At 37.1% G+C, this 25014-nt stretch carries 20 protein-coding genes; 5 read left to right on the forward strand and 15 right to left on the reverse strand.

Translation table 11 applies throughout. The annotated features are described in order from the left end of the window. Nucleotides 1–76 precede the first annotated feature (76 nt). A complete protein-coding gene (locus INR75_RS05450; protein ID WP_223091097.1) occupies nt 77–1849 on the reverse strand; it encodes a sodium:solute symporter family protein in 1773 nt (590 codons plus the stop codon). 46 nt (nt 1850–1895) lie between these two features. Beyond that, nucleotides 1896–2150, reverse strand: a complete 255-nt coding sequence (locus INR75_RS05455; protein ID WP_223091860.1) for a DUF4212 domain-containing protein — start codon at nt 2148–2150, stop codon at nt 1896–1898. A 215-nt stretch (nt 2151–2365) separates the two neighbouring features. Between INR75_RS05455 and INR75_RS05460 the strand changes: the two genes are divergently transcribed. Beyond that, entirely contained in the window at nt 2366–2656 is a 291-nt protein-coding gene (locus tag INR75_RS05460) for a DUF3861 domain-containing protein (protein ID WP_084841109.1), read from the forward strand. On the opposite strand, the gene INR75_RS05465 is transcribed toward INR75_RS05460, so the two are convergent. Together INR75_RS05465 and metG are read right to left on the reverse strand one after the other, a co-directional pair. Continuing rightward, nucleotides 2653–3555: a histone deacetylase gene (locus tag INR75_RS05465; RefSeq protein WP_223091098.1), complete on the reverse strand. Its 903-nt coding sequence runs from the start codon at nt 3553–3555 to the stop codon at nt 2653–2655. The genes INR75_RS05460 and INR75_RS05465 overlap by 4 nt on opposite strands. Before the next feature lie 46 nt (nt 3556–3601). Then, nucleotides 3602–5689 carry a methionine--tRNA ligase gene (metG, locus tag INR75_RS05470; RefSeq protein ID WP_223091099.1) on the reverse strand — a complete coding sequence of 696 codons (2088 nt, stop codon included), beginning with the start codon at nt 5687–5689 and terminating at the stop codon, nt 3602–3604. Nucleotides 5690–6090: 401 nt separating this feature from the next. Between metG and INR75_RS05475 the strand changes: the two genes are divergently transcribed. Then, the gene (locus INR75_RS05475) at nt 6091–6660 is read left to right on the forward strand and encodes a hypothetical protein (protein ID WP_223091100.1); all 570 of its coding nucleotides are present in this window, start codon (nt 6091–6093) and stop codon (nt 6658–6660) included. Between the two features lie 228 nt (nt 6661–6888). Continuing rightward, complete coding sequence (locus INR75_RS05480; RefSeq protein WP_223091101.1) at nt 6889–7248, forward strand: YraN family protein; 360 nt, start codon at nt 6889–6891, stop codon at nt 7246–7248. A gap of 85 nt (nt 7249–7333) precedes the next feature. On the opposite strand, the gene INR75_RS05485 is transcribed toward INR75_RS05480, so the two are convergent. The 4 genes from INR75_RS05485 to INR75_RS05500 all read right to left on the reverse strand — a co-directional run bounded on the left by INR75_RS05485 (nt 7334) and on the right by INR75_RS05500 (nt 11182). Next, on the reverse strand, nt 7334–7774 hold the full coding sequence (locus tag INR75_RS05485; protein ID WP_223091102.1) for a hypothetical protein: 441 nt from the start codon (nt 7772–7774) through the stop codon (nt 7334–7336). Nucleotides 7775–7864: 90 nt separating this feature from the next. Continuing rightward, nucleotides 7865–9931, reverse strand: a complete 2067-nt coding sequence (locus INR75_RS05490) for a M13 family metallopeptidase (RefSeq protein ID WP_223091103.1) — start codon at nt 9929–9931, stop codon at nt 7865–7867. A gap of 86 nt (nt 9932–10017) precedes the next feature. After that, on the reverse strand, nt 10018–10542 hold the full coding sequence (locus tag INR75_RS05495; protein ID WP_223091104.1) for a nuclear transport factor 2 family protein: 525 nt from the start codon (nt 10540–10542) through the stop codon (nt 10018–10020). Nucleotides 10543–10606: 64 nt separating this feature from the next. Next, the gene (locus tag INR75_RS05500; protein WP_223091105.1) at nt 10607–11182 is read right to left on the reverse strand and encodes a hypothetical protein; all 576 of its coding nucleotides are present in this window, start codon (nt 11180–11182) and stop codon (nt 10607–10609) included. Between the two features lie 155 nt (nt 11183–11337). On the opposite strand from INR75_RS05500, the gene INR75_RS05505 reads away from it, so the two are divergent. Beyond that, entirely contained in the window at nt 11338–12291 is a 954-nt protein-coding gene (locus tag INR75_RS05505) for an NAD-dependent epimerase/dehydratase family protein (RefSeq protein ID WP_223091106.1), read from the forward strand. A 69-nt stretch (nt 12292–12360) separates the two neighbouring features. On the opposite strand, the gene INR75_RS05510 is transcribed toward INR75_RS05505, so the two are convergent. From INR75_RS05510 to aspS, 6 genes are all read right to left on the reverse strand, one after another. Further along, a complete protein-coding gene (locus INR75_RS05510; RefSeq protein ID WP_223091107.1) occupies nt 12361–13728 on the reverse strand; it encodes a hypothetical protein in 1368 nt (455 codons plus the stop codon). A 19-nt stretch (nt 13729–13747) separates the two neighbouring features. Further along, nucleotides 13748–16159 carry a TonB-dependent receptor gene (locus INR75_RS05515; RefSeq protein WP_223091108.1) on the reverse strand — a complete coding sequence of 804 codons (2412 nt, stop codon included), beginning with the start codon at nt 16157–16159 and terminating at the stop codon, nt 13748–13750. Between the two features lie 419 nt (nt 16160–16578). Next, nucleotides 16579–16773, reverse strand: coding sequence for a cold-shock protein (locus INR75_RS05520; protein ID WP_013073924.1), 195 nt, complete (start codon nt 16771–16773; stop codon nt 16579–16581). A gap of 104 nt (nt 16774–16877) precedes the next feature. Next, on the reverse strand, nt 16878–17120 hold the full coding sequence (locus tag INR75_RS05525; protein WP_175486970.1) for a hypothetical protein: 243 nt from the start codon (nt 17118–17120) through the stop codon (nt 16878–16880). Between the two features lie 15 nt (nt 17121–17135). Next, entirely contained in the window at nt 17136–18926 is a 1791-nt protein-coding gene (locus INR75_RS05530) for a chloride channel protein (RefSeq protein WP_092540011.1), read from the reverse strand. Between the two features lie 64 nt (nt 18927–18990). Beyond that, on the reverse strand, nt 18991–20742 hold the full coding sequence (gene aspS, locus INR75_RS05535; protein WP_223091109.1) for an aspartate--tRNA ligase: 1752 nt from the start codon (nt 20740–20742) through the stop codon (nt 18991–18993). Nucleotides 20743–20971: 229 nt separating this feature from the next. Between aspS and INR75_RS05540 the strand changes: the two genes are divergently transcribed. Then, a complete protein-coding gene (locus INR75_RS05540) occupies nt 20972–21340 on the forward strand; it encodes a toxin-antitoxin system YwqK family antitoxin (RefSeq protein WP_223091110.1) in 369 nt (122 codons plus the stop codon). Between the two features lie 201 nt (nt 21341–21541). Here the strand turns inward: INR75_RS05540 and INR75_RS05545 are convergent, their stop codons facing one another. Continuing rightward, a complete protein-coding gene (locus tag INR75_RS05545) occupies nt 21542–25012 on the reverse strand; it encodes an efflux RND transporter permease subunit (protein WP_223091111.1) in 3471 nt (1156 codons plus the stop codon). Between the last annotated feature and the right edge of the window lie 2 nt (nt 25013–25014).

Below are 25014 nucleotides of genomic sequence, written 5' to 3' on the forward strand. Positions count from 1 at the left end.
GTTTCTTATGTTTTAAGGAAACGGAGTTTTTAGTTTTTTATTTATTGCTGAAATTCGATAATTTGAAGCTATATTTTTAATGCATTTGAGCTTCACCGGCACCACTTGGGATTCTAATATCTTCAACGATTTGCTGTACATTCTTTGGTGGAGCAGGAGTAAGTCTTGAAATTACGATCGCTAGGATAAAATTAACCAGCATAGCAACAACACCAAAGCCTTCAGGCGAAGTACCAAACCACCATTCACTTTCCGGTAACGGATCCATAATTCCTATTAATCCGGTTTTAAACCTAATCATATAAAATAGCATTAAACTTATTCCGGCGATCATTCCGGTAACGGCTCCCTGGCGATTCATTCTTTTGTCAAAAATCCCCAAAACGATTGCAGGGAAAAACGAAGCCGCGGCTAAACCAAATGCCAGTGCGACGACAGCGGCAACAAAACCGGGTGGATAAATTCCGAAGAAACCTGCAACAACAATAGCTACTAAAATGCTTATTCTCGCAATTAAAAGTTCACCTTTGTCTGAAATATTAGGTTTTAATTGCTTTTTTACCAGATCGTGAGAAACCGATGTGGAAATTACCAAAAGTAAACCTGCAGCGGTAGATAAGGCAGCAGCCAAACCTCCTGCAGCCACCAAACCAATTACCCAATTTGGTAATTGAGCGATCTCTGGATTGGCTAAAACCATAATGTCTTTGTCTACATATAATTCATTTTCAGCAGTGCTGGGATTGCTAATAATTCGCTCGCCATTTTCACCTCTTTCCTCTGTAAAAATTGGTTTCCCATTTACAGCATCTGAATTTCGATATTGGATCTTTCCGTCGTTATTTTTATCAGTCCAGGAAATTAATCCGGTATTTTCCCAGTTTTTAAACCAGTCCGGCAAATCGGTATAAGCCGTTTCATTTACGGTAGTGATCAAATTTGTTCTGGCAAAAACCGAAACTGCTGGAGCCGTAGTGTATAAAATAGCGATTAGCAATAAAGCATAACCGGCAGATTTTCTGGCATCTTTTACCTTAGGCACCGTAAAAAACCGAACGATAACATGGGGTAAGCCAGAAGTGCCTGCCATTAAGGCAAGAGTAATTGCAAAAATATCCCAGGTAGATTTTGTACCGCTTGTATATTCTTTAAAGCCTAATTGTGTATGTAGTTCGTCTAATTTATCTAAAAGAAAAGTGCCATCTTCAACTCTGGCGCCCATCCCGATTTGTGGAAAGGGATTTCCGGTCATTTGGATAGAAATAAAAATAGCGGGAACCATAAAAGCAAAGATCAGAACGCAATATTGCGCTACCTGCGTGTATGTGATTCCCTTCATTCCGCCTAAAAAAGCAAAAACCAAAACTACCGCCATACCAATTAAAACACCTTTGGTAATATCTACCTGCAAAAACTGAGAAAATACGATTCCTACGCCGCGCATTTGCCCAGCCACATACGTAAACGAAACAATTAAAGCACAAATAATGGCAATAGTTCGAGCCGAGTTAGAATAGTAACGGTCGCCGATAAAATCTGGAACTGTAAATTTCCCAAACTTTCTAAGATAAGGAGCAAGCAAAAGCGCGAGAAGTACATAGCCGCCCGTCCAGCCCATCAAATAAACCGAACCATCATAACCGCTAAATGAAATAAGTCCCGCCATAGATATGAACGAAGCTGCGCTCATCCAATCGGCTGCGGTTGCCATTCCATTTGCTAATGGAGAAACGCCGCCACCAGCGATATAAAAATCTTTAGTTGAAGAAGCTCGGGCCCAAATTGCTATACCAAAATACAGCGTAAAGCTAATGCCGACTAAAATCCAGGTCCATAATTGAACATCCATAAGTATGATCTTAAAAGTGAGTGAGTTTTAAAAGTGTAGATTTTGCTTATTCAGCATAACCATATTTTTTATCCAGTTTATTCATAAGACGTATGTAAATGAAAATTAGGATCACAAAAACATAAATAGAACCTTGCTGTGCAAACCAAAATCCCAGCTTAAAACCACCAAGTTTAAATTGATTTAGAAAATCCTTAAATAAAATTCCTGCTCCAAAGGAGACAATAAACCATACGCTTAAAAGTATAAAGAGATATTTAAGGTTTTCGCGCCAGTATTTTTTTGCTTTATTTTTCAAAATGCTATTATTGGTAAATAAATCGTCATAATTTAATAAATATAATTTAAATATATCAATAAAATTATTTATTAATTGTGATTTACGTATCCTGCTGTATAGGCTTAATTTTTATTCGTGTTGAAAGAATAGATGTAAGCTATCAAAAATGTTAGTGAATCTATTTTAAAAAAATACCGGCTTAGTTTTAGGATGTGGTAATTTGCATAAAAAAGAAAATGGCAAAGAAAGCTAACGTTTATCGTCTTAAGTTAGAGACGGTATCTACCCTAAAAGAAGATGTAAAGCATCAAAATATCGAATTTGAATTTGGAAATCATGATGAGATCTTCGGAATTATAGATGCTGTAAAATCTAAAGAACTTTTTGAAACCGAAGCCGAAGCAACCGAATTTGCACTGGGATTAAAATTGTTTAGCGAAGTAATGCTGAAAAATAAAAAGCATCCTTTATTTGAAGAATTTCAGCCAGAATTCGTCAAATTCATGAAGAAATTGAAAGCCAGCTAAAAATAGATATGTTGCGCTAAGCGATAGGTGTTGGCGTGTGCTTCGATAATTACTTTAATTTCTGGAGAATAGCCGCCACCCATGCTACATTGTACCGGGATTTTTAGATCGTGACCGGTTTGCAAAACAAATCGGTCACGTTCCTTGCAACCTGCGATACTACAGGAAAGTCGGCCAAGTTTATCGGTTTCCAGAATGTCTACTCCGCATAGATAAAAGATAAAGTCGGGCTGTACTTTTTCAATAAGTCCGGGTAGCGTTTCCTTTAAAGTTTCTAGATAATATTCATCTTTGGAGCCATCGGGAACTTCAATATCGAGATCTGAAATTTCTTTTCTGAAGGGATAATTTCCCTTTCCATGCATCGAAAATGTAAAAACCGAATCATCGTCCTGAAATATTTCAGCCGTACCATTTCCCTGATGAACATCAAGATCGATAATGAGTATTTTTTCAGCTAATTTTTTCTTCTGAAGGTACCTCGCAGCAATTGCCTGGTCGTGCAATAGGCAAAAGGCTTCACCGTGATCGCTATAGGCGTGATGCGTACCGCCGGCAATATTCATAGAAATTCCGTGTTCTAAAGAATAATGGCAGCCTTCAATCGTACCACCGGCAATAATGATCTCACGATCTACCAGCTCCTGCGATAGCGGAAAACCAGTTTTTCTAATCGCCCTGCGATCTAAGCTAAGATTCGTTAAATTCTCGACGTATTCTTTGGTGTGAACCGCAAGAATATCTTCTAAGTCTGCTGGTTTCGGACTAAAAAAATGTTGCTCATCACAAGTGCCTTCATGTAAAAGTTGTTTAGGTAACAACTCGTATTTCTCCATCGGGAAACGATGTTTTTCTGGCAACGGATGCTTGTAGATAGGGTGAAAGGCAATTTTGAGCATAGTGTAAATAAAAAACGGCTGAAAATAACTTCAGCCGTTTTAATTTTTAATTTATCGTAGCACCATTTGTAACACCATCTTCATCTGGGTTTACAAATACCAGTTTGCCTTCAGCATTTTCAGTAAGTAAGATCATTCCCTCACTTTCTACTCCACGTAATTTTCTTGGGGCAAGATTCGCTAAAACGGTCACCTTTTTTCCAATTAATTCTTCGGCTTTAAAATGCTCTGCGATACCAGAAACGATAGTTCGTTTATCCAATCCTGTATCTACTTTTAAAACCATTAGTTTTTTGGTTTTAGGCATTTTATTGGCTTCAATAATGGTTCCTACACGAAGATCCATTTTGGTGAAATCTTCAAAAGTAGCAGTGTCTTTTTGTGGTTCTACACTTTCATCAGCTTTAGCGTTCGCAGCTTTAGAAGCTTCTAATTTCTGAAGTTGTAATTCGATCTTTTCATCTTCAATTTTAGCGAAAAGTAATTCGGCTTTACCAATTATATGGCCGGCAGGTAAAAGGGCTTCGCGAGTGGTAATTTTATCCCACTGCGAAAGTTCACCTTCATTTAGGTTTCTTTCTTCTGCACTAAACTTCAAAATCTCTTTCAGTTTATTAGAAGTAAAAGGTAAGAACGGCTCACTAAGTGTAGCCAGGGCCGATGCGATTTGTAGCGCCACATACATAATTGTTTTAGTACGCTCTTCATCGGTTTTTACCAATTTCCACGGCTCTGCATCAGCCAGATATTTATTTCCTAAACGAGCAAGATTCATTAATTCGCCTTGTGCTTCTCTAAATCTATATTTTTCGATAGAACTGGCAATTACTGCCGGGTAAGCTTTTAAAGCGGCATTAGTTTCTTCATCTACCGTAGAATATTCTGCCGGAGTAGGAACTTCACCATTGTAGTATTTATTGGTTAAAACCACCACACGGTTAATAAAGTTTCCAAAAATAGCTACCAGCTCGTTGTTATTTCTAGCCTGAAAATCTTTCCAGGTAAAGTCGTTATCTTTAGCCTCTGGTGCATTTGCCGTTAACGCATAACGCAATACATCCTGCTGGCCAGGGAAATCTTCTAAATATTCATGCAACCAAACTGCCCAGTTTTTAGAAGTCGATAATTTTTTACCTTCTAAATTTAAAAACTCGTTGGCTGGTACATTGTCTGGTAAAATATAATCGCCGTGTGCTTTAAGCATCGCCGGGAAAATGATACAGTGAAAAACGATATTATCTTTCCCTATAAAATGTACCAATTTGGTGTCTTTATCTTTCCAGTACGGTTCCCAGTCTTTGCCTTCGCGCTCTGCCCATTCTTTAGTTGAAGAAATGTAGCCAATAGGCGCATCAAACCAAACGTAAAGTACTTTACCTTCGCCACCGTCAACCGGAACTGGTATTCCCCAGTCAAGATCTCGGGTTACAGCTCTGGCACGTAAACCATCATCGATCCAGGATTTTACCTGTCCGTATACATTTGGTTTCCAATCAGATTTATGACCTTCAAGAATCCATTCTTTTAACCAGTCTTCATATTGATCTAAAGGTAAAAACCAGTGTTTTGTTTCTTTTAAAGTCGGTGTAGCACCGGTTATCGCCGATTTTGGATTGATAAGTTCTGTGGCATTTAGCGAAGTTCCGCAGCTTTCACACTGGTCGCCATAAGCTTCCTCGTTACCACATTTTGGGCAGGTACCCGTTACAAAACGATCGGCAAGAAATTGTTTTGCTTCAGCATCATAAAGTTGCTCTGTTGTTTCTTCAATAAACTTACCATCTTCATAAAGTTTTTTAAAGAATGCTGAAGCCGTTTTATGATGAATTTCAGCTGAAGTTCTCGAATAATTATCAAAAGAAATTCCGAAGTTATTAAAAGAATCTTTAATGATTCCGTCGTATTTATCTACAATATCCTGCGGAGTAACTCCTTCTTTTTTCGCCTTAATGGTAATAGGCACACCGTGCTCGTCGCTACCGCAAACAAAAGCCACATCATGCCCCTGCATTCTTAAAAATCGAGAATAGATATCTGCCGGAACGTAAACTCCCGATAGATGCCCAATATGTATTGGCCCATTAGTGTAAGGCAAAGCTGCCGTAATTGTATATCTTTTTGGCGTGTTACTCATTTTCTGTTTTAACTTTTACTCGATAATCGAGATTATATGCTTCGAGACATCACTCGAAATAAAAATAATTTTCTAATATGTACCTCACGAACTTGCCCTGAGGTAGTTTACCCGGTTGCACGGGATTTGCTTAACGTCCCACATTTTCGTGGGGTTAATATTGTATAAAATTCATCCTCATTTTTATAGGGATAAATTTTAAAGGCGTAAAGGTAAGCAACTGCGTTATAATACGCGTTAAATTCTTGCAAAACACCGTGTCGCCTTTCAATTTGTTTCTAATTTAGTATCTCGATATTATATAAAAATCGATGTGATTTTTTAAAAATTTCAGAAACTAATCATTTGAATTTAAATCGTCCTTTAATCGGACAGCAAATTTCAGTAAAAACTAACCAAAAATGAAAAAACTACTTTTATTATTCGTAAGTATAAGTCTTGTGGCTTGCGGCGGAAGTAAAAAAGCGGTAAAAAGCGATAAATATACGATCGAATCTCTTCAGAATAAGAACTACGAACAAATTTTGGGGATGTACAGCGATGCCAATCCTAAAAATGGTAGCGAAATGATGGAAGAAGGAACGGTAGAACGTCCTTACACGATCTTATATCCAGAAACTGAAGATGAAATTTTGATTACGTGGAAAGATGAGTCTAAAACATCGATTTTCGATATTAGTTATTCTGAAGAGGGAAAATGGAGTTCGGCAAAAGGAATCAAAATAGGAACTACTTATGATGAGCTGACTAAAATTAATAGAAAAGAGATAAAATTCTACGGATTTGGCTGGGATTATAGTGGTGCTGTAGATTGGAACGGCGGAAAGCTAGAAGATTCAAACATCCGTGTGTTTTTAAACCCTCAAGGCAAAGTAGCCGATAAATTTTATGGAGACCGAATGATCGATGCGACGCCTGAAGAGATTGAAGCCTTAAATCTAAAGGTTTCGACGATCATGTATCGCGATTAGGCTTCTGGATGCTTTTATTAAGTGAGAAATACCTTTTTAGCCTCTATGATTGCTGAAAATGAAGTAGCATAGTCACCCTGAATCTGCTTTCTAAGCAGATGGGCTTAAATCAGAGTCTTATGTTTTAAATTTAACACAAATCCAGATGAGATTCCGGATCGCTGTCCGGAATGACATCTTATTACGTAAATTATTGAAGAATAAACTTCTTATAAAACTTTAAAAACTATGGCTGGTCATAACGAACTTGGGAAAAAAGGGGAAGGGCTGGCCATTGCTTTTTTAAAGGAGAACGGCTATAAGATTTTGGAAAAAAATTATCGATTTCAGAAAGCTGAAGTCGATATTATCGCTTTTAAAGATAAAATTTTAGTAGGTGTAGAGGTGAAGACCAGAAGCACAGCGCATTTTGGGAATCCGCAGGAATTTGTAAAATCTGGGCAAATTCAGCGATTGGTTTTGGCGATGAATCACTATGCTGAGGTTAAGAATATTGATGCTGAAATTAGATTTGATATCGTAGCTATTATCAAAAATGCTTCTGGCACCAAAATCGAACTTATTGAAGATGCTTTTTTTTATTTTTAATCCCTCATCGAGGGTTTTATTCCCGGAGGTCTGACTCGAATTTAAGCTTTTTTCAACTAAATTGCTTATACCAATCTTATGTAATTTATTTCTGAATTTTTACAAATTCAAAATCAACATCAAACTCGGCTGTAGAGACGTTTGCTTTTAAGGTGTCATTTTGGAGTTTGTAAATGATCTTCTTCGGAAATTCATTCGTGTCATTTTCAGCAACAAAATATTCAGGTTTTAATTCTGAAAGCACAAATGGAGTAGGATCTTCGTTTACTCCGGTAACTTCAAGCGTCCAAAGATCGTTTTCCTTGTAAAGCCTTAGATCTTCCTGAAAAATGGTATCGTTTTCTAGCATTGTATAGCCAAAACCGGCATATTCTTTCTTGTTTTTCTGCCAGCTTTCGAAGGTTTTAAAATCTTCTTCAGCATTTACTCGTTTCCAATCGCCCACTAGCCAATCAAAATCTTCTGTTTTGTTGGTGCAGGAAAATAAAAATAAAAGGCTACAAATACCTAAAAAGAAACGTTTCATAAGCTGCTTTAAATTAGATCGTGAAATTAAACAATTTAAATAAAAAAAGCCTGAAGATATCTTCAGGCTTTTGCTTAAAATTATAAGTTCTTACCAGATTTTTACACGATTCTCTGGTGCTACATACATCGAATCTCCTTCTTTAATATCAAATGCTTCGTAAAAGGCATCGATATTTTGTAGTGGAACGTAAGCTCTGTACATTCCTGGAGAGTGAGGATCTGTCTTAATTCGGCTTTTTAAAGCTTCATCACGCATTTTAGTACGCCAAACAGTAGCCCATGATAAGAAGAAACGTTGCTCTGGAGTAAATCCATCGATCTTTCCTGGATCACCATGTTCTTCTAAGTGCATTTGTAAACCATCGTAAGCAGCGTTTACACCACCAAGGTCACCAATATTTTCACCTAAGGTAAATTCACCATTAATAAAAGTACTGTCTAAAACTTCGATAGCGCTGTATTGATCTGCAAGATCTTGCCCAAGGCCTTCAAACTGAGAAAGATCTTCGTCTGTCCACCAGTTGTTAAGGTTACCTTCAGCATCAAAACGAGCACCGCTATCATCGAATCCATGAGAAATTTCGTGGCCAATTACCGCTCCAATTCCGCCATAGTTTACTGCAGCATCTGCTTTGTAATCGTAGAAAGGAGGTTGTAGGATTGCAGCCGGGAACACGATCTCATTATAACTTGGGTTATAGTAAGCGTTAACCGTTTGTGGAGACATATACCATTCAGATTTATCTACAGGCTCACCTAATTTTGCAACATTTTCAGCAGTTCTCCATTCACGGGCATTCATTACGTTTTGGAAGTAAGAACCTTCCTCAGATCCTGTAATTTCTAAATCACCGTAATCTTCCCATTCATCTGGATATCCAACCTTAATAGTGGTAGTTCCTAGTTTTTCGATGGCTTTTTTCTTAGTGTCCTCGCTCATCCAACTAAGATTATTGATGCGCTTTTCGTAAGCTTTAATTACGTTTGCGATCATTTCCTGTGCTTTTTCTTTAGCTTCTGCCGGGAAGTGTTTTTCAACATAAAGCTTTCCTAAAGCTTCACCTACCATAGCATTTACAGTACCTAAAGCTCTTTCGTCTCTAGGACGTTGCTCTTTTGCACCTCTTAGTGTTTTGCTATAAAAATCCCAGTTGGCAGTTTCAATTTCAGTAGAAAGCATTCCTGCAGCAGCATCAAAACTTGTCCATTTTAAATAAGCTTTCCAGGTATCTACATCATTTTCAGCTAAAAGATCCTGCATAGCTTTCATGTATTTTGGCTGGGATACGATAATAGTATCTAATTTACCTGCGCCAATTTCTTCGAAATAACTATCCCAATTAATTGCTGGTACCATTTCCTGTAGTTCTGCAACCGTCATAGGATTGTAAGTTTTACGTGCATCACGACGCTCTACTTTATCTAATCTTGGTTCTGCAAGTTTCGTTTCGAATTCCACTACAGTTTTGGCAAATTCTTTCGCATCTTCTTCAGAGTAGTCTAAAAACTGCATCATACGAGCGATATGTGCTTCGTATTTTTGCTTTTTCTCTTTAGAGTCAGAATCTTCTGCAACATAATAGTCACGATCTGGTAAACCTAAGCTACCAGGATAAAGATATGCTGCATTTTGGCTACTGTTCTTAGCATCTGCACGAACTCCAAAAGAAAAGAAACCGCCACCACCATATTTAGAAGCTTCAGTTAGGTAAGTCTGTAGATCTTCTTTATTAGAAATTTCATCTACTTTTTCTAAGTATGGTAAAACCGGTTGTACACCTTGCTCGTTACGAGCAACCGTGTCCATAATAGTTTTATAAAGATTTACCGCTTTAGCCTGATCGCTGCTGGCATCAAGGTTCTCGTCATTAGAGGCTTCATCTAATAAGGCCAGAGCATCATTATCTGTATTTTCACGAAGTTCGTTAAAGCTACCCCATGTTGTCTGGTCGCTAGGAATTTCGGTTTCGTCTAACCAGGCTCCGTTAACATAGCGAAAGAAATTGCTTTTAGGGCTGGAAGTTGTATCCATATAAGCCAGGTTGATACCGTGGATCTCTTCTTGTTCAGATTCGGAAGATTTATCCTTGTCCTGGCAGCCAATTAATGTGGCGCCAATTAGGGATAAACAAACCGCATTAGTAATTTTTTTCATTTGAATGTTGATGTGTTTGTATAATTGTTGCTAATGTAATAAAACAGACGCATTTTTAAGATAAATGTTACAATATGTAAGCGTTTCTAATTTTGCGCTTCAAGTTTTTGCAACATTTTAGTATCAAAATCTTTCTTGATCCTGGTGATCTCTGCAACATTATTGTTAGGTATTTCGATAGAAAGAACGTAATGTGATATTTTCCAATCACCGTCGATGTATTGCATCACTCCAGAACCTCTGCAAATACCCATATGTGTATCTAAAAGTTCATCAAACCAGGCGATTCCTTTTTTATTTGCGATGTAAATATTTCTTTCTACGGAAGTAAAATCCCAGGCTCTTCCTTTATCGAAATGAGGTTTTGCGTAGGCTTTAAATTCTTCTAATTGCCAATTTTCAGTCGCATCGGTGCCTATAAAAACGGCATCTTTGCTCATTAAACTAAAATAATTTTCAAAATTTGCCTCTCCGGCAGCTTGATGCCAGGCATCTATTACTTTTGAAATGTCAGTTTTGGCCTGTTTGGTATTGGATTGGTAGGGCATGGTTTGAGAAAATCCAGCCCAGCTGAAAAGGATCAGAATAAGTGAAAGTAATCGATTTTTCATGAGAGTTATTTTTGCTGAAGATACAATAAATCTCTCACTAGGAATTTTTATTAATCGTGCTCTACTATCTATTTATAGCCTTCAGGCTATCCCTCTTTTGTTGCTGTCTTAAACGGTTCTCTTCAACAAGTCGGTCTAATTCAGTTTCAAAATCTTCGATACTCTCGATAAATAATTCGTTCAGCTGAATGTTAAGATTGTTGAAATCCTGAGGGATTTCTTGGGCGACCCTTTTAATTTCTTCAGGATCTATGTTTTGTAAGTGTGCTTGTTGTTCTAGTATTTTAGCTTTGGTAGTAAGCACTCTTAAACGAGATTCTACGGGTTTAGATTCTAAAGAATCTGGTATAGAGCTTTGTAAACTCTCCATAAGTTGTGCAATAGCTGAAGATTTATCAATAAGTTTATTTACAGAAGTAGTGTTTAGTAGTTTTACCTCGTTATGTAACACAACGTAGGCCCCCCATTTTGCGGCATATTTTTTTGCTGAAGCTTCTAAGGGCAAAATAGCTGTTTGCACGGTAAATTCTTTGGTGAAAGCTTCCGTTTCTCTAGGTTTTGTTTTGGTTTTGTCTTTTTCTGAATCCTGAACGCAGGAAGCCAAAACCATCAATAGTATTCCAAAAATTACTCGTTTCATTATCAAATATTGATTGTACAAATGTAAATCATTATAATACTATGGCCATATAATTTCTTTATTCTTAAATATAATATAATTTTTGCGTTAGATTAATCGTTTTAGCAAATTATATTCGCAATAAATGAATATATTTGCCAAAAATTTTTAAGCGTATGCCTACTAAAATCTTGATTATTGGCGCCAGTGGCCAGATAGGAACCGAACTAAGCTTAAAACTCCGTGAAATTCATGGCAGCGATGCAGTGATCGCCAGTGATATTCGTGAGGGAAGTGAAGAACTTATGGCTAGCGGACCATTTGAGATTGCTAATGCTATGGATTATGAGCAAATTGCAGGTTTGGTCGAAAAACATCAAATCGAAGACGTTTATTTAATGGCTGCGATGTTGAGCGCTACAGGAGAAAAAGCACCTATGCAAGCCTGGGGTTTAAATATGGATTCTTTGTTTCATGTATTGAACCTGGCTAAAGATAAAAAGATCAAAAAGGTCTTTTGGCCTTCAAGTATCGCAGTTTTTGGACCTTCTACACCAAAAGAAAATACGCCACAAACTACGATTATGGAGCCTACTACGGTTTACGGAATAAGTAAGCAAACAGGGGAGCGATGGTGTAATTATTATAATCGAAAATATGGAGTTGATGTGCGTAGTATTCGTTATCCAGGTATCATAAGTTATAAAACATTACCGGGCGGTGGAACTACAGATTATGCTGTAGAAATTTTTCATGAAGCGATAAAAGAAGGAAAATATACTTCATTTTTAAGTGAAGCTACTTCCTTGCCTATGATGTATATGGAAGATGCTATAAAAGCAACGGTAGATATTATGGAAGCTCCTGCGGAAGCGATCAAAGTTAGATCATCATATAACCTGGCTGCAATGAGTTTTACTCCGGCGATCTTAGCTGAAGAAATAAAAAAACATATTCAAAACTTTGAAATTTCTTATCAACCAGATTTTAGACAAGAGATTGCAGATAGCTGGCCATCAAGTATCGATGATAACGCTGCAAGAGAAGATTGGGGATGGTCACATAATTTTGATATTTCAGCTTTAACTGAAGCCATGCTGAGTGGTATGAACTCCCAATTAGTAAGTTAAGGTTTATTTGAATTTAGCATATAAAAAAAAGCCGCTCATCGAGCGGCTTTTTTTTATATGTTATAACTCTTAGAAAACACCAATGAAGTGGCTTCCTTCAGTATTAACCAATTCTGCTCCCTGGGTTACATCTCCGGTTTCAGTATCGATCACATAAATGTTTCCGTTTTCTCCTACTGGAGCTTGGGTAACGTAGATCTCAGATCCGTCTACCACAAATCCCTGGTATTGGAAAAGGTAAAAGTCTGGATCGTAAGGAATCTCATCGATGCGCTCTGCAGTTCTAGCTTCAAGATCTACCAAAGCAAAATATCCCTGTGCTCCAGCAACTCCTTCAGCAGATCCAGCATGGCGATAAGCTACAACAGCTTTGCCATTTTCTGCTGGTCTCCAAGCCAAAATATATGCATCGTCTACACCTAAAGCTTCATCTAAATTGAAATCGTAAGAATCATCATATTCGTTATCAGCATCGATCTTTAAAATGTGAGAACCTTCAGGATCTCCCTGGTTTGCTTGGTATACGCTACCATTTACTAGAAATGCGTTTATACTACGATAACCATTGGTATTACCGTGTCCTACTTCAGAAGTGATCACAGTTGGATTAAGTAAAGAAGGGTAATCCAAAACAATTGTTTTAGAACCTAAGATCTCGTAATCTCTTTCTCTCTCTCCAGTTGCAGGATCTACTTTACTTAGACGAGCACCAATGTATAATTTATCACCTGCTTCATTTAAAACTGGCATATCAATTCTTGAAATGTAATATCCCTGTGCTTCTAGTTCTGGAGTTAAAGGAATATTGTGTTCCTGAAATTCTAAAATTTGAGAATCTACAAGATCTAATGTTACAATAGCCATTTGGGCATCTGTACGAAGGTAAGTATCATCTGTAGCATCTTCTGGAGTTCCATTGTCATCAAATTCATTTTCAGTAGAGATATAAACAGCCGCTCCTGTTTGATCGCCATCAAATAACTTGATCCATCTAGGTGCAGCGCCAACGTAAGGAGCGATACTAATCTCAGATCCAGCCTGAGCGAAATCCTGACCACCTTCTACATTATATTTTGTATAGTTACCACCAGTGTCACCAGCATAACTAATATTAAAAATAGTGCTTCCATCTTCAGAAGATTGTAACCTTGCTGTTCTGTTAGAAGGAACAATAAATCCATTATCAAAAGGTTCTATAGATACTGTTGGGTCTTTGGCTTCTTCGCTGGTTACCGAGTAAATTAGTGTACCTCCATTACCATCACCAGGATTATCTCCCATACGAGCAGCTGCTACTGTGATCCATCTAGATTCTGGATTTGGTTCTGGCTCTGGGTTAGGATTTACAGAGTCATCATCACTGCTACAAGAACTCATTAGGCCGGCCATTAGTAAAACGGCAGAAAAAGATCTTAGGTTAAATAGATTGAATTGCATATTGTTAAGTGTTTATTATTTAGAAATTGTTTATTCTATAGTTTAATTTTAAATAGAAAGCTCTTCCTGGTTTCTGTACCGATAGATTGTCATAAACCGGCTTATCGAAAATGTTCTTTACATCGAAACTCACTACGAAATTTGGGTTAGGGAAGGTGTAGCTTAAGCCCAGATCCTGAGCTAATTGTTGTGGAACTTTAAAAAAGTCATCACCAGTAGTGTTTTCTCCCTGCGGTACCAGGTAAGAGAATTCTCCTGTAAAATACATGGTATAGAACAGGTTTAAATGTGATTTTTTTTGAATTAGATCCTTAAACGAATAGCTTGCATTTCCATTCATAGTTAAAAATGGTGTATTGGGCACATCGATTTCTACGCCTCTGTTTTCTACCTTAAGATCAAAGTGTGAGATATTAAAATTCAGGTTGAAATTGTTGTTGTAAGTGTAATTGAACTGCGCATCAAATCCTTTGGATGTTCCGCTTCCCTGGTTTACGTAGAGAATAAGTTCGTCGTCTACATTTAAAGAAGTTTCTATAGGAAGACCAATTCTGTCTTTAATATTTCTGGTAAAGAGGTTAGTTGAAATGGTAAACTGGTGACGCATCAAATTAAATGATCCCAGTCTAAAACCTAGGTTGTAGTTATTACTCTGTTCTGGATTTATGCTTGAGTTTGCTACCACATTATCACCATCATTACCAAAAATTTCTGTTTCATTAGGTAGTCGAACAGCTTTTTCTGCAGAAGCAAGTAAAGTAATGTTAGAGCTCAGTTCGTAAGAAGCAGCAAAGCCATAACCTTCATACTTTTTATTACTGCTAACAACTTCATCTACAATTACACGGTTTCCGTTACCATTTGTTTGAATTTCTGGATCCTTGCTAACTGTTTTTTGCTGGTAATATTTACCAAATAGGCTAGCTTGCAGTTTATCATTCAGCGCATTCAATTCGTAAGTAAGAGAGTAGATGTTTTTATATAGATCTCGAGTTCCTACAAAAGTATTTTCTAATAAAGGTCTAAGCTCGTCACTATCCTCTCTATCTATCGAACTATGTACATGATTGGCTAAGATCTTATGATTTTCATTGATTTCGTAAGATAATCCTGTTCTTACAGAGGCAACATTTCTACTGATTTTGGCCAGGGTTGGCCCCCCTTCTTGCTGAGATCCCCATGGATATTTGTATTCGTTTCCTCTAAAATCTATAGCGCGTTCACCATTCCAGCTATAAGCCCATGATACGGTATCGTTAACCTGCCTATTTCTTGAACCATAATATCCATTTATGTTTGCGTCTAATCCAGGTATAAATAGATCTTTCTTTTGGTAAGTTAGATTTGCCAGAGCGACATCAGATTCAAAAAATCTGCCTTCGTAGGGTGTGATCGTCATAAAAGCACCGTGCTGAACCTCTTTATAATCATCTGAGCCTGTGAAGCCAACTAAAAATTGGTCTGCCCAACTTACATTAGTGTAACCAGCCTGTATCATTCCGCCGGTAGATCGATAGGCATCATTAAATCTTCTGGAGGTAATAGGAGTTTGTACTCCGCCTAGTCCAGTGACAACAACACTACGACCAGAAACCTCATAATCATTATCTGAATAATTATGGAAAGCTGATGCTTTTACAGTGAAACCCGATTTCTCAAAGCGATATAATCCATTAGCGCTCGCTTGAAATGTATTGAAAGAACCATAAGAAACTGAAGCATTCAGGTTTGTTCTAGATTTTTTATTCAAAACGATGTTTATAGCTCCTCCCAGAGCATCATCAGCTAAATGACCTGGTACAACGCCTTTGTAGACTTCGATACGATCGATCATAGAAGGCGGAATACTGTTTAGGCTGTATGAGGAACCGAAGGTTGAAATAGGAATTCCATCAATAAAAATACGAACGGCACTTCCTGATAATCCATTCAGGCTATATTCTACACGAGATCCTAATCCACCATTTTGGCGTAATTTTACCCCAACTGTTGTATTAAGAAGTTCGTTCGTTTGAATGTTTCTCTGGCTTGCTTCTTCTGTTTCAACAACGTTAAGAGCAAAACCCTTTTTTTCCATTTTGGTTTTCTGTGTTTCTCCCTTTATCGCAACCTCACCAAGCTCGTAATCTTTATCGTTTTTTAGATTTATATCATATCGAAGGTTTGCATTTTTGATCGAAACTTCATCATATCCTATAAAATCACCTTTGGTTATTTGTAAATAGTATTTTCCTGAAGATAGGTCTTGAAATTTATAGATTCCTGAAGCATTAGATTTTACTTCACGATCTATACCATTACCATTTAAGCTAATTGTAGCTCCGGCAATAATATATCCATTGGCATCTTTAACAACACCACTTAGATTGTGCTGGGAAAAAACAGCAAGTGGCAGTAAAGCGAATAAAAATAGTAGTAATTTTTTCTCCATCCGAAATTCAATTGTCGGCAAATTTATACTTATTTAGATTAAGTACAAATAAAAATAGAGAATTTTGAGATTTTATAATTTGTTTAATGTTATCCATTAAAGAATCTCTTTCAAGAGTTTTCTTGTAAATCGTTTCAGCTTAAAATGAATAGATTTTTGCTTTATTAGAATGACTATTAAATTGCTATTAGCAGAAGGAAACAGAATATTTTTTACTGAATATAAATGGAAGGGAAGAGGAGAATATAAAATGGGGAGTAAACTACTTCGAAGCAAGCCCTTGAGGCATTTGTTGGAAACAAATTTTTAATTTCGAGGCAAGCCTCTGGGTATTTTTTCCTTTGGCGGTGCCAATAAAAAAAGCCGCTCATCGAGCGGCTTTAGCATTTGAATACTATATATAATCTAATCTATATGCACTATCCAATAACACGAACCTGGTCTGCGTTAAGACCTTTTCGTCCTTCTTTTTCAACGTACTCCACTTTATCTCCTTCATTTAGAGTTTCACCGTCGATTCCTGTTACGTGAACGAAGATGTCTCTTCCTGTGTCGTCGTTGGTTATGAATCCGTAACCTTTAGATTCATTGAAAAATTTAACTGTACCTTCCATTGTAATAAAATAATAATTAATAAAGTACAAACATAATATAATATTATTGACAATGGTTCAATAAAATAGAAAGATTAAGAAATTTTTTTAACGCTTTTAGTACATTAATCTATGCCTTTATCGCGCATCTTTTTCATGTTTTTAGGGCTTAGCGTATAATCTTCAAGTTTTTTTCCTCTCCATCGAACAACTAAAAATATAGGCATAAGTACAAAAGATGAGGTTAATACGGCTATGCCTATAATGCGATCTCCGGTTACTATATCATCTTCTGCAATTCTAAAATAAAAACCTACTGCTATCGCAATTAATATCGCTATTCCTAAAATCCTCATTACGATCTTCATAATATCTTCTACTCTTTAAACGGTTACTTCAATTAATTTTTGTCTATAGGCGGTTAGCATTTTCGATTTAGAGATAAAGCCCACGTATTTGTCTTCTTTTACGACCGGTAAATTCCAGGCAGCACTGTGCTGAAATTTTTTCATGATTGTCTTCATACTATCATTTTGAAGGTCGATAATATCTGGAGCTCTTTGCATAATATCACTTACCGTAATTTCATCGTATAAATGTTGTTTAAACATTATAGGTCTTATATCATCCAGAAGTATAATTCCCATAAAATTGTCATTATTATCGATTACCGGGAAAATATTTCGGGAAGATTTTATTACTCCTTCATGTATAACATCACCCAGGTTCATCGATACTTTTAATGGGATAAAATTCTTTTCGATAATCTGGTTAATGTTAAGCAAAGTTAAAACCGTTTGGTCTTTATCGTGCGTTAAAAGTTCTCCTCTTTTTGCTAATTCTAAGGTGTAAACCGAATGCGGTTGTACGGTATTGGTGATCATATATGAGATCAAAGCCGTAATCATTAGCGGAACAAAAAGTTCGTATCCTCCTGTCAATTCAGCAATAAGGAAAATTGCAGTTAAAGGAGCGTGTAAAACACCTGCCATTAATCCGGCCATCCCTACCATCGTAAAACTACTTGTAGAAATAGGGCTGTTTGTTATCCCAAGGTGATTAACGACTAAGGCAAAGCAGTGGCCCAATGCACTTCCCATGAAGAGCACTGGTGCAAAGATACCACCTACACCACCAGCAGCAAATGTAAGCGAGGTAGCAAAAATCTTAAAAACAACTAGTCCTGCCAATAAGAGAATTACAACCCAAATGTTATCCAGAAAATCATTTAAAAAGTTTGTTCCCAAGGCCTGAATATAATTTTCGGCTAAAAGATTGTTTATAACACCATAACCTTCACCATATAAAGGCGGAATAAAATAGATGATGATTCCTAAACCCGTTCCTGCCAACAAGAGTCGAATGAATTTATTCTCAATCTTACCAAATAATGTATGTATTCTGAAATAGATCACTGTAAAATACATCGATCCTAAAGCACAAATACAACCTAAGATCATATAAAATGGCACTTCAGAAATTACAAAATCGTCTCTAAGCTCAAAAGGTAAAATAGTGTCTGACCCAAAAAAGAAATATGAAGTAAGAATAGCAGATACCGATGCAGTTAGTAAAGGCAACATGCTCACCAGGGTAAGATCTAAGCTGAACACTTCTATCGCAAAAATAATAGCCGCGATGGGAGCTTTAAAAATAGAAGACATAGCGCCTGCAGCAGCACATCCTACAAGTAATGTACGCGCACTTTGATTCATCCTGAATAAACGAGAAATGTTAGAACCTAGAGACGCTCCCGTTGCCACAGTTGGCCCTTCTAATCCTACAGACCCTCCAAAACCTACCGTTAAGGGTGCTGTTAATATAGAGCCATACATTTGGAAGGACCGCATAAGTCCTTTTCTTTTTGAAATGGCATAAAGTGTTGAAGGTATGCCGTGCCCAACCGGTTTTCTAAGCACTTTTTTGATAATAAATACTGTTAAGGCAAGACCAATGATTGGGAAAATAAAGTAAAAGGCATGATGGTAATTGGCAATTAAATTCCCTTCCAGCAGATCTTGTATAAAATGCGTAAGGTTTTTTATGACGACGGCGCCCAAACCTGCCGTGAAACCAATAATAGCACTAAGAATTAAAATAAACTGCTGTTGCGAAAGATGCTTTGTCTTCCACAGCAAAAACTTTTGTAATCCAGGGACTGCCTTTAAAAACATCTGCTAAACCTCCAATTTTGGGTTATGACAAAAAAATCCTGCTGTAAAGCAGGATTTTCGTTTTTTATTCAATATTTAATTTTAAGCTTAATTCTTTTAGTTGCTCTTCGTCCAATTTGGATGGAGCATCGATCATTACGTCGCGGCCAGCATTGTTTTTTGGGAAGGCAATAAAGTCTCGAATTGTTTCCTGGCCACCAAGTATGGCAGTTAATCTATCGAAGCCAAATGCGATCCCACCATGTGGTGGTGCACCGTATTGAAAAGCATTCATTAAAAATCCAAATTGTTCTTTTGCTTCCTCTTCGGTAAACCCAAGATGTGAGAACATTTTAGATTGCGTTTCTTTATCGTGGATTCTTATTGAGCCTCCACCAATTTCATTACCATTTAAAACAAGGTCATAGGCATTTGCTCTTACTTTTCCAGGATCTGTTTCTAATAATGGAATATCTTCAACTTTAGGAGAAGTAAAAGGATGGTGCATAGCATGATAACGTTCGGTTTCTTCGTCCCATTCTAAAAGCGGGAAATCGATAACCCAAAGTGGAGCAAATTCATCTGCTTTTCTAAGTCCTAGCTCGTTACCTAAATGCATACGTAACGCACTTAATTGAGATCTTGTTTTGCCGGCATCTCCTGCCATTACCAAAATAAGGTCTCCCGGATTAGCTCCAGTTGCTTTTGCCCATTCCTGAAGATCTTCCTGAGAATAGAATTTATCTACTGAAGATTTTAAGCTAGCATCTTCGTTGTACTTAGCCCAAACGAGTCCGTTTGCTCCTATTTGTGGACGCTTAACCCAGCTAATTAAGGCATCAATTTGTTTTCTGGTGTAAGCAGCAGCGCCAGGTACAGCGATTCCTACTACTAATTCCTGTTGATCGAAAACATTGAATCCTTTATTTTTTGCGATATCGTTCAACTCGGCAAACTCCATCCCAAAACGAATATCCGGTTTATCGTTACCATATTTACGCATCGCTTCGTCGTAAGTCATTCTTGGGAACGTATCGACATCTACATTGTTGATCTCTTTTAACAGGTGACGAGTTAAACCTTCAAAAATGTTTAGAATATCTTCCTGCTCTACAAAAGCCATTTCACAGTCGATTTGTGTAAACTCTGGCTGTCTGTCTGCTCTTAAGTCTTCATCTCTAAAACATTTTACGATCTGGAAGTATTTATCCATACCACCAACCATAAGCAACTGCTTAAATGTTTGTGGTGATTGCGGTAGTGCATAGAATTGCCCTTCGTTCATTCTACTTGGTACTACAAAATCTCTAGCCCCTTCAGGGGTAGATTTTATAAGATAAGGCGTTTCTACCTCAATAAATCCCTGGTTGGATAAAAAGTTTCTTACCTGCATCCCAACTTTATGTCTAAAAACAAGCTTGTTTTTAACCGGGTTTCTGCGAATATCAAGGTAACGATGCTTCATTCTTAAATCTTCACCACCATCAGTTTCATCTTCAATAGTAAAAGGAGGCGTTAAGGAAGCATTTAAAATGTCCATGTCTTTTACTAAAACTTCGATTTCACCAGTAGCGATATTAGGGTTTTTTGACTCCCTTTCTATAACTTCACCTTTAACCTGAATTACAAACTCACGGCCTAAAGTTGCAGTTTTCTTCATTAGATCTTCAGAAGATCTTTCTTCATCAAAAATAAGCTGAGTAATCCCGTAACGATCACGAAGATCTACCCAGATCATAAATCCTTTATTTCTAATTTTTTGCACCCATCCTGAAAGCGTTACTTCGTTCCCGATTTTGGAAGAATTAAGCTCACCGCAAGTATGACTTCTGTACATAGTTGTTTTCGTAAAATTTTAGTGGGGCAAAAGTAATAAGTAAATGTGGTTTGAGTAAATAAACAGCCTAAAATAAATCGCAATGTAAACTCAATGTTACTTATAATAATATTTTAAAAACCTTATAATCAGTTAAATATATCTTTAATGTTAATTTAATGTTACGTAATTATTGTTTTAATGTAAACTTTGTTTTATATTTGTTATCACAAGATTAATAGAAAGCATTATGAAGACGATAAAAAATACAATGATTGCTGCCCTGATGATGTTAGGTGGAGCAGTAGTAGCACAAAATGAAGTTAAAAAACCTGTTTTCGAAAAACAGGGTGATTTAATTAAAGGGACATATTATTATGAAGACGGAAATATTAGGCAGGAAGGTACGTACAAGAATGGAGAGCTCCACGGAAAGTGGGTTTCTTACGACGAGAAAGGTGAAAAGACAGCCTTCGCAGAATATAACGATGGCGAAAAAGTTGGTACATGGCTTTTTTGGGAAGGTAATAAGATTAAGCAGGTAGAATATAAATCAAATCAAATTGTATCTGTAGATAATATCTCATCTACATCTTCGTTAGCTATTAATGAAGAGTAGAGATTGATTTTAGTTTAAAGAAAAAGCCCTCGATTTTAATCATTGAGGGCTTTTTTTATTGGCGTCGCCAAAGGGTATATTCGAGGCTTGCCTCGAGGTTAAAAAAATGTTTCTAGTGAATGCCTCGTGGGCTTGCTCCGAGGTAATTTACTGTTCGATATTAGAAAAAAAGAACCCTGTAATATACAGGGTTCTTTTTGTTTAGTTCTTAGCTAATTTTCGTTGTCTCCGCTCCAGTTTTTTATTTCTTGTTTTCACCTTTGCACGGTTCACAAGGTAAAACATTACCGGTACTACAACCAGTGTTAAGAATGTGGCGAATACCAATCCAAAGATCACTGTCCACGCTAAAGGTCCCCAGAAAATAACATTATCACCTCCAATATAGATGCCGGGATCATAATCGATCATTAACCCGAAAAAATCGATATTTAAACCTATTGCTAACGGGATTAAACCAAGCACGGTTGTGATCGCCGTTAATAATACAGGGCGTAATCTTGATTTTCCGCCTCTAACGATACAATCAAAATACTGTTCTCTGGTAAGTAATTCATCGTCGGCTAAACCAAGTTCGTTTTTCTTACGATCGATCAATATTTGCGTGTAATCGATAAGTACGATAGCATTATTAACCACAATACCGGCAAGAGATATAATTCCCATCATCGTCATAATGATCACAAAATCCATTTGGAAAATAATTAATCCAAAGAATACTCCAACCAAACTTAAAACAACGGCACTAACTATAATTAGTGGTTTTGAGATCGAATTAAATTGTGCCACCAAAATCAACAATATCCCTCCAATAGCGATCAATAAAGCTTTTAATAAGAAAGCCATGTTATCTGCCTGCTCTTCCTGTTCACCAGTAAAGGCAAAGCTCATTTCGTCTGGTAGTTCGTAATTCTGGAGTTCGGTTTTTAGCTGCTGAACGATTTCATTGGCGTTGTAATCTCCCAGTACATTCGAATAAACGGTAATTACACGCTTTAGATCTTTCCTTTTAATAGAGCTAAAAGATGATGCTACTTTTGTTTCTACTAATGCTGAAATTGGTACCTGTACTAATTGCCCATTATTTTGATCTCTAAAAGTAATTGGCTGATTAAACAAGGCATTTTCATCGTATCTAAACTTATCGTTGAAGCGTACATTAACTTCATAATCATCATCGCCGTCCTTATAAGTAGAAACCTCTTCACCGTAAATTGCTCGACGTAAAGTTTGTCCTACAGCCACTGTAGAAACCCCAAGCTGTCCTGCTTTTCTTCGGTCTACTTTAACCTCTAATTCAGATTTAGATTTGTTAACATCGATCTTTAATTCTTCAATTCCCTCAATACTAAGTTCCTGAATATAAGAACGCATATTTTCGGCTTCAGCTAACATTTCTTCGTAGTCTTCTCCTCTAATTTCAATATTAATAGGATAACCAGAAGGTGGTCCCGCTGCATCTTTTTCAACAATGATCGAGGCACCAGGGAAACCATGGACTGCAGCTCGAATTTCCTCCATAACATCACTACTTTTTACACCGCGCCGCTCATTAAACTCGCGCATTGATAAGGTGATCTTCCCTTTGTGAGGCATTTCGTTTTGTTGCCCACCATCGGTTTGGGGATTTCCTGCTCCTTCACCAACTTGAGAAACGGCAGATTCTACCATATAGTTATAACCATCGTCATTATACTTTTCGATGGCCTCGTAGATTCTTTCCTCAACCTGTTTAGTAAGCTCGTTGGTTTTCTGGATATCTGTGCCTTCAGGATATTCAATGTAGGTGATAATTTGTTTCGGTTCATTCTCTGGAAAGAACAAAACATTAGGTTGCACTGCACCAATCAGTATAAACGACAGGATAAGCATGATTACCGTTCCGAAGAAAAACACATACGCTCTCTTCCCACTCAATGCATATTTGAGAGTACCTTCGTAATTATTTTCCAGTTTTTTAAGTGCCTTGAACTGAAAATAAGCAATAGCCTTAGTTAAAACATATTTGTAAAGCCATAACAAGATCACCAATAGAATAAGGATGTTTCCTATTCCTCTTAAAGCTCCCATATCAAGTAAGAATCCTGCTAATAATAAAATGATCCCTAAAGCAGCGAATATTACCGATAAGCTTATCAGTTTTTTCTTGGTCATTTCTTCTTCCTCGGTCTTCATAAATTCTGAAGTCAGCATCGAGTTTATGATCAATGCTACGAACAAGGAAGAACCTAAAACAATAGAAAGTGTAATAGGAAAGATCATCATGAACTTACCAATAGTTCCCGGCCATAAACCTAATGGGAAAAACGCAGCTAAAGTCGTTGCCGTAGAAGCAATAATTGGCCACGCAATTTCGCCAAGACCTTGTTTAGCAGCCTGCTTTCTGGACATCCCTTCGTCCATGAGGGTATATACATTTTCTACTACAACAATACCATTGTCTACCAGCATTCCCAGTCCCATTACCAGAGCAAATAGCACCATGGTGTTTAAGGTGAAACCAAGACTTGATAATACAATATAAGATAAGAACATCGAAAGTGGGATGGCTAAACCAACAAAAAGAGCATTCCTAAATCCTAGGAAAAACATAAGTACTAAAACCACCAATATTACCCCAAAGATGATGTTATTTACAAGATCATCTACCTGTGTTTGCGTTTTGGTAGATTGATCGTTAGAGTAAGAAATATGTAGATTTTCTGGTAGATAATCTTCCTGTTCTGCAGCGATAATTTCTTTAATATCTTCTACCGCCTCGATCATATTTTTACCACCACGCTTCTTGATATCAAGCATCACTACCGGCTCGCCATATTCTCTTGCGAAGGTAGTTGCATCTTTCTCTTTAAAATTGATATCTGCAATATCTTTTAGGAAAATATTGCCGCCATCACGTTTAACGATCACGTTTTCTAGCTCCTTTGGATCTTGAATTTCCCCAACGATCCTAATATTCTTTTCGACACCGCTGGTAATTACATTTCCGGCAGAGATGGTTTTATTTTCCATACTTACCGAATTCACGATATTGTCGAAGCTTACTTTAGAAGCCGACATTTTATAAATATCGACTGCAATTTCTACCTCCATTTCTTCAGCACCACGAATGCTTGCTTCTTTGATCTGGGGAAGTAATTCTATTTTTTCCTGAAGATATTCAGCGTAAGTTTTTAATTGCTGAACTGGATAATCTCCCGTTAAATTGATATTCAGAATTGGTTGCTCTTCTGAAATATTTAGGTCGAAAACATTAGGTTCTACCTTTGCGCCATTATCTAAAGTTGGCCAGGTAGTTTCAGCTTTTACAAGGTCTACCTTATCTTTAACTTTAGTTTTGGCGTTATCTACACTAATATCTTCTTCAAATTCTACAATAACAATCGAGTAATCCTGAAGTGTAGTTGAGGTAATTTCCTTAACTCCTGCTATATCATTAAACTCTTCTTCTAAAGGTTCTGTTATAAATTTCTCTACATCTTCAGCCGAGTTCCCCGGGTTTACAGAACTAATGTAAATCTTGGTTTCTACAATTTCAGGAAACGCCTCACGAGGCATTCCGTAGTAAGAAAGCAAACCGCCAAGCATGATGATCGCAATAATAACGTAGACCGTCATTTTATTGTCGATTGCCCAGGAGGAGAGCTTAAATTCTTTATCTAGATTGTTCATTT

The organism is Zunongwangia sp. SCSIO 43204, from assembly GCF_019904275.1.
In the GTDB taxonomy this organism is placed as follows: domain Bacteria; phylum Bacteroidota; class Bacteroidia; order Flavobacteriales; family Flavobacteriaceae; genus Zunongwangia; species Zunongwangia mangrovi.

What these genes read in the sequence shown, in the direction of transcription:
- INR75_RS05490 (WP_223091103.1), bottom strand. Translation starts at nt 9,931, where the DNA reads ATGAAAAAAATTACTAATGCGGTTTGTTTATCCCTAATTGGCGCCACA.
- INR75_RS05495 (WP_223091104.1), bottom strand. Translation starts at nt 10,542, where the DNA reads ATGAAAAATCGATTACTTTCACTTATTCTGATCCTTTTCAGCTGGGCT.
- INR75_RS05530 (WP_092540011.1), bottom strand. Translation starts at nt 18,926, where the DNA reads ATGTTTTTAAAGGCAGTCCCTGGATTACAAAAGTTTTTGCTGTGGAAG.
- INR75_RS05475 (WP_223091100.1), top strand. Translation starts at nt 6,091, where the DNA reads ATGAAAAAACTACTTTTATTATTCGTAAGTATAAGTCTTGTGGCTTGC.
- INR75_RS05510 (WP_223091107.1), bottom strand. Translation starts at nt 13,728, where the DNA reads ATGCAATTCAATCTATTTAACCTAAGATCTTTTTCTGCCGTTTTACTA.
- INR75_RS05545 (WP_223091111.1), bottom strand. Translation starts at nt 25,012, where the DNA reads ATGAACAATCTAGATAAAGAATTTAAGCTCTCCTCCTGGGCAATCGAC.
- INR75_RS05465 (WP_223091098.1), bottom strand. Translation starts at nt 3,555, where the DNA reads ATGCTCAAAATTGCCTTTCACCCTATCTACAAGCATCCGTTGCCAGAA.
- INR75_RS05540 (WP_223091110.1), top strand. Translation starts at nt 20,972, where the DNA reads ATGAAGACGATAAAAAATACAATGATTGCTGCCCTGATGATGTTAGGT.
- metG (WP_223091099.1), bottom strand. Translation starts at nt 5,689, where the DNA reads ATGAGTAACACGCCAAAAAGATATACAATTACGGCAGCTTTGCCTTAC.
- INR75_RS05525 (WP_175486970.1), bottom strand. Translation starts at nt 17,120, where the DNA reads ATGAAGATCGTAATGAGGATTTTAGGAATAGCGATATTAATTGCGATA.
- INR75_RS05480 (WP_223091101.1), top strand. Translation starts at nt 6,889, where the DNA reads ATGGCTGGTCATAACGAACTTGGGAAAAAAGGGGAAGGGCTGGCCATT.
- INR75_RS05460 (WP_084841109.1), top strand. Translation starts at nt 2,366, where the DNA reads ATGGCAAAGAAAGCTAACGTTTATCGTCTTAAGTTAGAGACGGTATCT.
- aspS (WP_223091109.1), bottom strand. Translation starts at nt 20,742, where the DNA reads ATGTACAGAAGTCATACTTGCGGTGAGCTTAATTCTTCCAAAATCGGG.
- INR75_RS05520 (WP_013073924.1), bottom strand. Translation starts at nt 16,773, where the DNA reads ATGGAAGGTACAGTTAAATTTTTCAATGAATCTAAAGGTTACGGATTC.
- INR75_RS05450 (WP_223091097.1), bottom strand. Translation starts at nt 1,849, where the DNA reads ATGGATGTTCAATTATGGACCTGGATTTTAGTCGGCATTAGCTTTACG.
- INR75_RS05505 (WP_223091106.1), top strand. Translation starts at nt 11,338, where the DNA reads ATGCCTACTAAAATCTTGATTATTGGCGCCAGTGGCCAGATAGGAACC.
- INR75_RS05485 (WP_223091102.1), bottom strand. Translation starts at nt 7,774, where the DNA reads ATGAAACGTTTCTTTTTAGGTATTTGTAGCCTTTTATTTTTATTTTCC.
- INR75_RS05515 (WP_223091108.1), bottom strand. Translation starts at nt 16,159, where the DNA reads ATGGAGAAAAAATTACTACTATTTTTATTCGCTTTACTGCCACTTGCT.
- INR75_RS05500 (WP_223091105.1), bottom strand. Translation starts at nt 11,182, where the DNA reads ATGAAACGAGTAATTTTTGGAATACTATTGATGGTTTTGGCTTCCTGC.